At 75.9% G+C, this 11,777-nt stretch carries 5 protein-coding genes; 4 read left to right on the plus strand and 1 reads right to left on the minus strand.

Annotation, left to right across the window (positions count from 1 at the left end; genetic code table 11):
- Positions 1–126 precede the first annotated feature (126 nt).
- Genes ACIQMU_RS12235 through ACIQMU_RS12250 form a run of 4 tightly spaced genes read left to right on the plus strand, consistent with a single transcriptional unit; the run spans position 127 to position 10,551 of the window.
- Positions 127–3,852 (plus strand): tubulin-like doman-containing protein, encoded by a 3,726-nt coding sequence (locus ACIQMU_RS12235; protein ID WP_402688807.1) that lies wholly within the window; start codon positions 127–129, stop codon positions 3,850–3,852.
- On the plus strand, positions 3,849–6,494 hold the full coding sequence (locus ACIQMU_RS12240; protein WP_402688808.1) for a hypothetical protein: 2,646 nt from the start codon (positions 3,849–3,851) through the stop codon (positions 6,492–6,494). The genes ACIQMU_RS12235 and ACIQMU_RS12240 overlap by 4 nt, the downstream gene beginning before the upstream one ends.
- Positions 6,488–8,500, plus strand: a complete 2,013-nt coding sequence (locus ACIQMU_RS12245; protein ID WP_402688809.1) for a hypothetical protein — start codon at positions 6,488–6,490, stop codon at positions 8,498–8,500. Before ACIQMU_RS12240 ends, ACIQMU_RS12245 begins: the two co-directional genes overlap by 7 nt.
- A complete protein-coding gene (locus tag ACIQMU_RS12250; protein WP_352239349.1) occupies positions 8,497–10,551 on the plus strand; it encodes a hypothetical protein in 2,055 nt (684 codons plus the stop codon). Before ACIQMU_RS12245 ends, ACIQMU_RS12250 begins: the two co-directional genes overlap by 4 nt.
- Before the next feature lie 24 nt (positions 10,552–10,575).
- Here the strand turns inward: ACIQMU_RS12250 and ACIQMU_RS12255 are convergent, their stop codons facing one another.
- Positions 10,576–11,682, minus strand: a complete 1,107-nt coding sequence (locus ACIQMU_RS12255) for a DUF4037 domain-containing protein (RefSeq protein WP_352239348.1) — start codon at positions 11,680–11,682, stop codon at positions 10,576–10,578.
- Positions 11,683–11,777: the final 95 nt, after the last annotated feature.

Consider the following 11,777-nt stretch of genomic DNA (forward strand, 5'->3'; position numbering starts at 1 on the left):
GCCGTCCGCCGCCCGGCGGACGGCGTCGCAGACCCCGGCGGGCCGCACGGGTGCGAGGTCTCGCACCCGGGCGGCGGCGCCCCTGGACGAACCGGCCCCACCCCGGCCGGAAGCGGGAGGAACCCCATGAAGATCTTCCAGCCGATGCTCTTCGTCGGCCTGGGCGGGACCGGCGGGCTCGTCGGCGCCGAACTGGAACGCCGGCTGCGCGTGGACCTGTGCGGCCCCGACGGCACCGCCCTCCAGCACATCGGCGGCCTCGCCCCCTACCAGCTGCCCGACTGCCTGCAGTTCGTGTACGCGGACTTCAGCGAGTCCGACCTCCAGCGGCTCCCGCAGTTCAACGTGGACTCCTCGCTGCGCGCGGCGTACGCCCGCACCTCGCGGGCCACCCACAACCTCCTGCCGAACTTCGACAGTTCGCCGGAGGTGACGCAGATGCTGCGGGCCAGCCTGCGCGAGGAGGTCGCCGGCTGGCTGCCGCCGCGCGACGGCGAGCCGCGCGTCACCCCGCTGCACAACGGCGCGGGCCAGCTCCCCACGGTGGGGCGCGCCGCGCTCTTCGCCACGCTGCGGCACTCCCTCCAGCCGGTCCTGGAGCCTCTCCTCCAGGCGATCGACGCCATCGCGAAGGCCGCGGGCGAGCTGAGCGAACTGGGCGGCGGCCGGGTCACCGGGTGTGATGTCTTCGTCGCGTTCTCGGTCGCGGGCGGCACCGGGGCCGGGATCTTCCTGGACTACCTGCACCTGATCAACCAGGCGTTCAAGATGCGCCGCTTCAACGGGGTGAAGATCTACCCGCTGGTCGTCATGCCGTCCTCGTTCCCCGCCTCCACCGGCGGCGGGCGCGAGGCGGACCTCAACGCCGCACGCGCTCTGGTCGACCTGTTCCGGCTGGTCGACGGGCAGAACGCGCCGACCGCCGGGGCGGAGATCGGCGACCTCGACCAGGAGACCGGCCTCGGGATCCGCTACCCGGGAGCCACCCCGGTCCGGCTCCGCACCGGAATCCTGCCGACGGCGTTCCTGTTCAGCCCGACCGCGGGCATCCGCCAGGACGACCTGCGCCGCTCCATCGTCTCCCTGGTGATGTCGCTGATCGGCACGGAACTGGGCGACAACCGCGCCCAGGGCCGGTCGATGGCCGGCGACGACGACTTCCAGACCTTCGCCGCGAGCTTCATCAACCGGGGTGTGCACCGCAGCGCCCTGTCCCCCACCGGCATCGGCCGCCAGGGCGTCTCCACCAGCCTGGTCGCCTCGATGACCGCTCCCATGGACCAGCTGGCCGACCTGGTGGCCGGGCGGCTGCTGCGGGTCGCGGTCACCGAGCTGATGGAGCGGCCCCGCAATCCGGCCAAGGAAGACGCCGTGCCGCTGATCCGGCGGCTGTTCGCCGACTCCCACCTCGAAGAACTGTGGGAGCGCAAGCAGTTGCCCGTCGAGGACCCCCAGCCGCTGCCGCGCGGCGGCCGGGCGATCGAGGAGGCGCTCAACCACCGCGTCGGGGACATGCAGCGGCTGCTGTCCGAACTCCAGGGCATCGCCGACCGCCAGGCCGCCGCCATGGCGGGCCGCTTCAGCCCGCGCCCGGCGATCGAGAAGCTTCTCCAGAGCGTCGACCCGTTCCTCGCCGAGCGCCTGGTCCGGGGCGTGCCGGACAGCGAGGACGAGATCACCCGGCTCGGGTTCCTGGGCATGCTCACCGCCCGGTCGCGGGCCCCGAAGCGGCCGCCTGGCGTCACCGACCAGCCGCCGAAGACCCCCCGGATCAAGGGCCGCATCGCCGGGATGTCCCCGGCCCGGTGGGGCGACGACGACGTACGGTCCGCTCTCCAGGCCCAGGACAACTGGTACCGCTGGCGCAGCCGGGCCGTGTGGCACGAGGCGTGGCGGGAGCAGCAGCAACGCTGGCAGTCGCAGGCGGACATGGCGGGCACCGACCTGGCCCGGCTGGTGAACGCCTTCCGGAAGCAGGCGGACCAGGAGCGCAAGTCCGCCGAGCAGAAGGGCCTGGAGCTGTACGCGGAGCGCACCGGCATCTCCTATCTCCTGCCGCCGCAGCGCAGCCTCAACCACTTCTACGAGGACGTCGTGACCCGGCTCGTCCGCGGTGAGGGCCTCCGCGACGGTGACGACGAGGCGTCGCTGCTGCTGCGGCTCGTCGACGGGGACACCTGGCGGGACGTGCACGCGCGGAGCCACCGCAGTCCCGACGGGGCGGTCGGAACCGTCAAGGCCCGGCTGGAGGGGCGGATCACCCGGCTCTTCGCCGAGAGCGGCGCGCAGTTGGAGGAGCGGCCCCTGCTGCCCTCGATGAGCACCCTGCTGTCGGCCGCCGCCGGTGACGCCGATGCCACCGACCAGGTCAGCAAGGAGGCGCTCGACCTGTTCAGCCGCAAGCTCGCCGGCCTGCTGCCGGTCGGCTTCACCCCGGAGGGCACCGGACCGCTGCGGGTCCTGGTGACCCACCCCCGGGTCCAGGCGGGGGCGGAGGTGCAGGAGTACCTCGCCAAGGCGCTGCGCCTGCCGTCCGACGCGAAGAACGCCGTCGAGTACCGGGGGGTGGAGAGCGACTCGATCACCGTGGTCCTCTTCCGCAGCGAGATGAGCCTCACCCAGGTGCCCGAGGCCCGCAAGGTGCTGCGCCAGTGGGCCAGGGCCAAGGACGACGAGCAGGCGCACGACGTCCTGCGCTGGCGCCAGCGGCTCGGCTTCGAGGACGACTGGATGGTCAGCAGCGAGGAGGACCGGCGCTGGATCCTGCACCGGCTGCTGTGCTGCCTGTGGAACGGCCAGGTGGACGTCCTGGACGGCGACATGTCCTCGCCCTCCCGGGTGCGGCTGCGGCTGTTCCCGGAGAAGGGGGCGAGCGTTCCCGGCGTACGGCTGCGGCTGGGGGACTTCCCCGGCGGTATCTCCAGCTGGTCTCAGCTGCTGCGTTCCTACGAGCGCTGGACGGTGCTGGACGACGAGCGGACCGTGGAGGACTACTGCCGCGAGCTGATGGGCGCCCAGCCCCTCGGCCTCGCCCGGGCCGGCAGCACACCGCACCCGATGTTCGTCGAGCTCGTCGAGCGGATCGCCCCGCGCCAGCTGGAGCTTCTGGAGGAGCGCCGGGAGCACGGCGGGCAGCGCGTGGACGGCTGGATCCGGCCGCTGTGGGAATTCTGGGCGGAGACCCTGCCCGCGGCCCTGGACACGGAGTTCGGCGACCAGCACGCGATCCAGCCCACACTGCGCACCCTGCTGGAACACGCGCGCGGCGGCACCCCGAAGCCGCCCCCCTCCCGGCCCGCCCCGGAGCGCCGGCGGGTCGCGGCGGACGAGGAGGACTGGGGCACGACGGCCCCGAGCACCGACGAACGGCCGGCTGACGAACGGCTCCGCGAGGACACCGTGCCCGCGCCGCGCCCGGCGCCCCGCTCTGCCCCGTACGACGCGGAGGAGCGGTACGACGGCGGGAACCGGCACTCGGACGCCCGGCACACGGACACCCCGTACGGCCGGGAGCGGTACGGGGAGGAGCGGTACGGGGAGGAGCGGTACGGGGAGGAGCGGTACGGAAGCGGCGCCCCGCGCGACGAGCGGCCCCACGGCGAGCGGTTCACCGGCCCCCGGGCCCGTGACGAGAGGTTCACCGACTCCCCGCCCGCCGGCGGCCGGGACAACGACGGCGGGTACGTCGGCGGCGTCGAGGACGACGACGGGTGGTACGACGGCGGCCGGGACGGGTCCGGCACGCGGGATCGGCCGCCGGTCCGCCGCCCGGCGGGCGGCTGGGACGACGACGGCCGCGACGCGGGCGAGGACGCCACCGGGCGCTCCTTCCCGGACGGGGGCGCGTGGTGACGTTCACCGAGGACACCACCGCCGTCGTCCGTATCGACCTGCGCTCCGGGGCCGCGGCCCTGGCGACCGCGCACGCGGTGCGCGACCGGGTGGCCGAGCAGTTGGGCCGGGCCGGACTCCCGGAACCGGACTACCCGTTGTTCCTCGTCACCGACACCCCGGCCGGGCTCACCGACCACCAGCTCCAGTACGAACTGCTCTGCGGCTACCGGGCGGTGGGAGAGACCCGCGTCCTGGTGCTGCTGGTGGGCAGCTCCCCCGGTTCGTACGCCGGCGGGGAGGAGGCGTACCTCCCCGACCGCCGGCTGGTACGGCCCACGACGCTGCGGGCCTCCTCGATCGGCCTGCTGTGGGCCGGTGACCTGCGGTCCGCCCGAACCGCCCTGGACCGGCCCGAGCCGGACGATCCCGCGTCGCTGGCCGTCCTGGTGGACGTCCTGTCGGTCCCCGACGTCTTCGTCCGGGTCCTGGAGGGGCTGCGGAAGCTGCCCGACTCCGTGGCCGCCCCCGGGGTACGGCTGCTGGAGCAGGACCTGCCGACGGAGGTCAGGGACCGGGCCTGGCGGGACGCCCTGACCCGGTTCGCGGGGGAGGACACGGGGGGCGGCGACCCGGTCGACGTCCTCCCGGACGCCCGGCTGCCCGAGCCCCTGCGCGCCCTGCTGACGGGGCGGGCCGGCCGGGGCCACGGGCATCGGCGGCCGGACGGCCCGGCGAACCTCGCGCACCGGGCCTGCGCGGAGTCGCTGGACCGCGCGGACGAGGACCTCGTCGCACTGCGGGCCTTCCCGGGCCTGCTGCACCCCGCCCGGCGGGAGGCCCTGGAGGCGGATCTGCGGCAGGCGCGGGAGGATCTGGGGGAGTTCCGCGCCCTGGTGGAGCGGGCTCTCCAGGGCGGCGGCCCGGCGGCGCCCACCGCCGAGGCGGCGGCCCGGCTCGGCGCGCTCGGGCTGCGGGTGCCCCCCGCGGACAGCGCGGGCGAACGGGTCGGCGAGGGGCTGCGCGAACTGGCGGGCACGCTCCTCGGCGACGGGCTCGCGCTGCGTTCGGTGGCCCAGCACTTCACCGCACTGGCCGGGCGGGTGGAACCGGTGCCGGGCACCGCGCTGCTGCACCGGCTCGCCGACCACTCGGAGGAGTCGGTCACCCGGGGTTCCGCCACCGAGTACGCGGCACCGCCCCGCACCCCCGGCCCGGTGCTGCTCATGGCGGGCGCGGCCGGGCTGCTGGGCGGCCTGTGGCAGTGGCCGGCCGCCGCGGCGGCCCTGGTGGTGCCGCTGGTGTTCGTGGTCGTCGCGCTCGTGGGCGCGGGCCGGCTGCGCACGGGCCGCCGGACCGCCCGGTGGACGGCGGGCCCCCGGGTCGCCGCCGTCGCCGGTGCCGCGGCCGGGGCGGCGGCGGCGTACGCCGCCGATCCGCCGCTCTGGCTCGGCGGGGCCGGGCTGCTGGCCGGTCTCGGCATCACCGCCGAGGCGGTCCGCAGGCTCTGGCGGGACGCCGCCGACTCCTGGGCCGCCGGGCGCGGCACGACGACGCTGCGCACCGCGCTGGACGGGCTGGACGCCCTGTTGGCGGAGTTGGTCCGCGAGCACTGGGCGGCCGAGAAGCGGCTGTACTGCGCCGACGCGGCCCGCTCGGTGGCCGGGATGCTGCGGGCCACCGCGGCCGCCGCCGACGCCCAGGCGGCGCCGGAACCCCTCGCCCCGGGCAGGCCGGGCGGTTCCGGCGGTTCCGGCCCGTACGAGGACGACGACTGGCTCTCCGCGCCGTCCGCGCTGGAGACCCTGGAGCCCGGCGCCGCCGACGGGGGCGCGGACGACGACTGGGCCGCCGCCTACGCCTGGGACGACAGCGCGGCCCACGACGGCGCGTGGGCCGGCGAACGGGCCGACGCACCGGACGGCGGCCGGGACGGCGGGGGCCCCGGGCCGTACGGCGCACCGGTCCCGGGCGCGTACCCCGCAGGCCCCGACGACGCCCCGTGGGAGGGCGGCGCGGACGACCGCGCACCCCGCTGGCTCGACCGGGAGACCGGCGAGGGCGGCCCCGAACTGGTCGCCACCCTCGCCGGGGACCTGCGCAACACCGCGATGGCCGCCATGGCCCCCTACTGGGGCGCCGTCGAACGTGGTCAGGCCGGGGCGCTCGCCGTCTCACGGACCGAGGAGCGGGTCCGCGAACTGCTGTCGGCCGCCCGCCACCACCTGTGGAGCCACGGTGTGCTGGCCCCGCCGCCGTACCCGGCCGACCACCGGTCCCGCACCACGGCCGCCGGGCTGCTGGGCACCGACTCGCTGCGGGTCGCCGAGCTGGTGGGCCGGGAGGCGGACCGGGGGGCCGTCGTCCAGCTGTCCTCGCCGGAACAGGGCGCCCTCCTCAGCCGCGACCCGGAGGCCGCCCTGTGGATCCGCTTCGCCCCGGGGACGTTGCAGGGCGAGATCGAGGCCGCCTGGCACCGGAGCGGTTCGCCGCCGGCCGAGGAGGCGCTGTGGACCTCCTCCGGCCGCTACGCGGGGCTGATCCGGCTCACCCCGCTGCGGATGGGCGTGGTCGACACGGTCCTGCCCCGGCAGAGCACCGGCGGCACGGGCCAGGCCGAGCCCTCCGCCCGCGCCGACTCCAGGGAGGACGACCGGTGGTGAACACCCTCGTCTTCGCCGATCCCGCCGGGCGGAGGCGCACCGCTCCCGCCCGCTTCGGCCGGCCCACGCGCCGCGATCCGGCGCTGCCGCAGTACGTCCGCAACGGGCTGCTCGACGACCAGGGCCAGCAGTGCGTCCAGGTGTTCCTCTCGGCGGCCGACGCCGCCAACCCGGTGGCGCGCACCCTGCTGGACACCGAGGCGGGCACCGCGATCCGCCTCGCCCGGACCCTGGAGAACACGCCGTACGCGTACCTGTTCCCCACGGTCATCGGCTACGAACTGGACACCGCCGAGCCGTTCCTGCTGTACGCCGCCCCGCGCGGCACGGCCGCCGGGCGCACCCATGTGATGTCCGCGACGGACCAGCGGGTGTTCGCCCGGGACCTGACGCTGGCGCTGTGCCTGCTGGACGGCCAGGGACTCGTGGCGCGCGGGGTCTCCCCCGCCACGGTGCTCTGGGACGGGACGGCGGTGCAGCTCTGGGGGCTGGAGGGCGTCGCCCGCGCCGGGCGGCCCCGGACGCCGTGGGGCCGGGCGCCGTTCGCCTCGCCCGAGCAGCGCCGGGGCGAGGGCCTCGTCGACGCGCGGGACGCGGTGTGGAGCGCCGCCCAGGTGCTCTACCAGCTGGTGACCGGCCGCCCGGGTCCCGCCGACCGGGCCCCGGCCGACCTCGACCGGCACCGGGTGCTCGCGGGAACGCTGCCCCGCGCGTTCGCCCCCACGGCGGCCGGCCGGCCCGCCCCCGGGGCGCTCCTGGAGCTGCTGGCCCCCGAGGAGGCGCGGCGGCTGGCCCCTGCGGCACCGGTGGACGGGGCCCGCCCGCACCAGGAGGCGTTCGACCGGGCGCTGGACGCCAAGCGGCGGACGCCCGCTCCCGCCGAGGACCCGACGGCCGGGGCGGCCGACGACCGGCCCCCCGGCGAAGTGCTCTGCCCGTACTGCCTGGAGGCCATCCAGCTCGACCTGAATCGCCTGTACGTGACGGACGACCAGATGCAGTACCGGCCCCTGGACCTCTCCCGTATCGGCAACCCGGTGCGGCGCGAGGACGTCATGCGGGGCGCGGTCCAGCAGTGCACGGCCGACCCGGACTTCCCCGAGCACCACATCCCGGTGCCCTACCTCACCCACGGCCGCCCCCTGACCGTGGCCATGATCGGCCAGTCGAGCACCGGCAAGAGCCATCTGCTGACCCAGATGATCGCCGAGATCACCGACGGCGGACTGGAGCGGTACGGGGTGGGCTGGCAGTCCGTCAACCCGGAGCAGCACGCCCGCTTCGTCCGCGAGCGGGTGCAGCCGCTGCGCAGCGGCAAGGTCCTCGACCACACCAGCGGGGTCGGCCTGGACGGCTTCGCGCGGTTCGTCGAGTCGCTGCTGCTCACCGACGCGCGCGGACGGGTACGCCCGGTCGCCTTCTTCGACCTCGGCGGCGAGGACCTCGTCCGCACCGACGGGGCGCTGCGCTTCCTGCTCGGCATCGACGCCCTGGTCTTCGTCGTCGACCCGGCGCTCGCGCTGCCGCTGCCCCAGCTCGACGAGGTGCGCGAGCGCCGGGGCACCGAGGTGGACCGGGACGGCGACGCGGCCTTCGGCACCGTACTGGACCGGCTGCCGCGTACGGGCCCCTATCTGGAGACTCCGGCGGCGATGGTGCTCGGCAAGTCCGACCTGCTCCGGTTCCAGCCGCCGGTCGACCGCTGGCTGGGCGAGGACCCGCCCGCCACGATCGGCCCGGACCAGTTCCGCCAGGAGAGCGGGGACGTCTACGCGCTGCTGCGGCAGCACGCCGGAGCGGCCTGGCTGCGGCCCTTCGAGGCGTTCCGCCGCTGCACCCTGCACATCGCCTCGGCCACCGGGGGCCAGGAGAGCCGGGGCCGCTACCCGGCGGGCACGGGGCCGCGCCGGGTGCTGGAACCCCTGGTGTCGCTGCTGGCGATGCACGGGATCATCGAGGCGCCCGGAGGCGCCGCATCATTCGGCGTGGGAAGGGAAGCGCGGTGAACGACGCCCTCGATCGGCGCGAGGAGAACGGCCGGCCCGGCCGGCTCGACCAGGTGGTGTTCCGCTGGGACGGGAATCAGGGCCGATCCAACGCGGGCATGGCGGCGGTGGCGCACTCCTGCTCCGCCGAGCGTGCGGAGGCGCTCCGCCGGGAGCTGGGCCCGCTGCTCTGGGTTCCCGGTTCCGGCCCGGCGCCCCGGCCGAGCAGCGTCCGCGTCCCCTCCCGGGCCTGCGGAACCGTGCTCCTCCAGCGGTGGCCGACCCTGGACCTGGGCGGTCGGCCCAGCACGGCCTGCCACGCCGTGTTCGGTGACGCGGACACCCTGACGCCGCTGCTCTGCCTGGGGCTGAGCGGCAGGGCCTGGAGCACTCCCGAGGCCGCCGAGAGCGCCGTCGGCGGCCTGCCTCCGCTCGACGGGGACCGGTTGCGGGCGACGGCGGCCGCCCGGCTGCGGGAGATGGCCCAGGACCTGCCCACGGTCAAGAAGCCGTTGATGGTGGTGGTCGCGGAGTGGCTGCGCGACCCGTCCCGGCGGCTGTCCCTGCTCGCGGAGGAACACGAACTGCCCGGCTGGCCGCGCCGGAACTCCGCGCCCCTCCTCTATCTCGGGCTGCTTTCGGTGTTCGGCGACTGGTTCGGCACGGAGTGGAGCTACGCCACCTACGACACGGTGGACACCCACGACGTGCGGCTGACCTGCGTGCCCGGATGGTCGTCCCAGGCGGCGGGCGCCCGTTCGCTGGCCCGCGTACGGCTGCGGCTGCCCGCCGAAGGCGATCTGGAGATGTCGGCGGCGAAGGAGCTGGTGGAATACGTGCTCGACCACCCCGGCGCGGATCCGGGCGTGCCCCACCTGACCGGCGACCTGCTTCTCGGGGCCGGGCTGCCCCGGCAGGAGCGGCGCGACGCCCTGCGCCGGATGCTGAACACCTGGCTCGCCCCGGCGCCGTCCCTGCCGCCCGTACCCGCCCCGCGCCCGGAGGGGGAGGAGGCGTGGGGACGGGAGCCGGAGCGGGAGCGCGAAAGGGACCGGGAGCGAGGGCGGCACGCACAGGACCGTGACCGGGAGCTGCGCGAACAGCGATGGGAGCGGGAGCCGCACGACCGGGAGCGGGAACGAGAGCTGCGCGAACAGCAGGACCGGGAGAGGGACCGGGAGCGGGAACGAGAGCTGCGCGAACAGCAGCAGGACCGGGAGCGGGAGCGGCACGAGCGGGAACGCCGTGAGCGGGAACTCCGCCGCCTGCGCGACGAACTGCTGGTTCACCAGCGGGTCAACGCCGCCCAGAGCGCACGGCTGGCCGCCCGGCTCATGGACCTCCGGGACAGCTCGCTGCTGTCGCTGCTGAGAGCCGACGAACTGCCCTGGGTCTCCCGTGATCTCGTCCTGGCCGAGCTGGCCCGCCCCGACCGGCGGCGGTCCCGGGACGAAGCGACCGCACACGCGCTGTGCGCCGAGGTGCTGCGGCACAACCTGTACTTCAGACCCGGGCGGTCCGAGGCGGACGGCCCGTCCGCGGCGGAGATGCGGGAACATGCGGCGGATCTCTTCCACTGGGCCGTCGCCCCGCTCGCCCGGGAACCCCACCACGCCCCCGATCTCCGGCCGCTGTTCAACGTCTTCCTCAAGGACGGCCGGAGCACCGGCATGGAGTGGCTGCGGCGCGTCCTGGTCGCACCCCCGGGCGGCCGGGCCCCCGACCTGCCGCCGCAGCTGTGGCAGCAGGTCGTGACGGAACTCCTCGCCCGCCCCGGGGCCGTACCCGCACCCACGACGCCACCGTCGCCCCTCGTGGCCGCGTCCGTCGCGGGGCCGCCCGCCGCGCCGTCGCCGCGGACGGCACCGGAACCGGCGGTCCGGACGGCCACGCCCCTGTCTTCGACGCCGACGCCGACGCGGCCGGTCCGGCCGGCGACGACGGACCCCGCGCCGCGGGGGGACGAGCCCGAGAAGCAGGGGCTCCTCTACCGGGACTCGTTCCTGGCCGCCTTCGCCGGGGTCGTCGGAGCGATCGTCATCGGCATCCTCGTGCTGATCATCGTCAACTGACCACCGCGGGCGGGCCGGCCGGCCTCAGCCGACCGCGTCGACGGCGGCCCGTACGGCGTCCTGCCGCTCCAGGAAGTCCGTGCCGTCCGCCCACTGGTCCACGCTCCCGGTCAGCGGCAGGGCCAGCAGCTGGGGGTCGGTGATGGTCCGGGCCAGCGCGTGGGCGAAGCGCTCGGCGTGCAGCACCTGGAACGGGCGGCCGTGGTACGGCCGCCGCCGGGGGTCCACGGCTTCCGCGAGGCCCGTGCGGTTCTGCCACGCGGCCACCGCCTCGTACGCGTCGCAGAGGTGCCGCTCGCGCGCCGGGTGTTCGGCGGCCGTGACGGCTCCCCGCAGGGCGGGCAGCAGGTTCTCGGCCCCGGGCAGCCGGGCGAAGGCGCTCCCCAGCCACTTGCCGTACGGCGCGTACCGCCGCTCCAGGAGCAGGCACAGGCGCATCAGGTCGCGCACGAGCCGCCCCGCGACGACGGCCGACCCCAGCTCGTCCCCCACCTCGGCGCAACGCCCGACGAACGCCTCCTCCTGGGAGATCCGCTGCCACTGGCAGGCCAGCAGGTAGCGCCACACCTCGTCCGGATACCAGGCCAGCACCCGCCGTGCCCGGGTCAGCGCGCCGACGCCGTCGTGGAACACCGCGCCGCCCGTGGTCTCCGCGAGCTTCTGCTGCGGCATGGCCAGCCAGTCGCGGAGCGCCGGCTCCGGAGGTCCCCCGCCGGGGCCCGGGCGCAACCCGAGCCGGTGGTGCAGCCACCCGCCGACGTCGTCGACGGTGACGCGGTGGTCGACCGGGCCGTCGGTGAGCTCCATGTGCCCGACCGGGTCAGCCGGGCCGCCCCGCCGGAAATGCGTCGGCCAGCCACGCACCTGCTTGGGCAGCCGCTCGGCGAGCAGACGGCGCAGCCGCTCCCCGTGCTCGGCGGCGTCGGCCGGTTCCAGGAAGAGGTCCAGGCGCGGGCCCCAGTCGTGGTCCGCCGACCGGGCGGTGTCGAAGCCCAGCACCTCGGAGCCGGGGCCGACCCGGGCGGCGGCGTACCGCAGCCCGGGGCACTCCGCGGCGAGGACCGGCCGCACGGCCTCCTCGTAGAGAATCCGGGACAGGTCGAGACCGGGCAGGAACACGCGATCACTCATCGTCATACGGTCACTCTGCGAGGAACGGGCGGCGGGAACCAGTCGATTTCGCGCGGTGCCGGGGCCGGGCGGCGGGGCCGGAGCGCGGGCCGGAG

Origin of the sequence: Streptomyces sp. NPDC091649 (genome assembly GCF_044756785.1) — a bacterium.
Classification (GTDB): domain Bacteria; phylum Actinomycetota; class Actinomycetes; order Streptomycetales; family Streptomycetaceae; genus Streptomyces.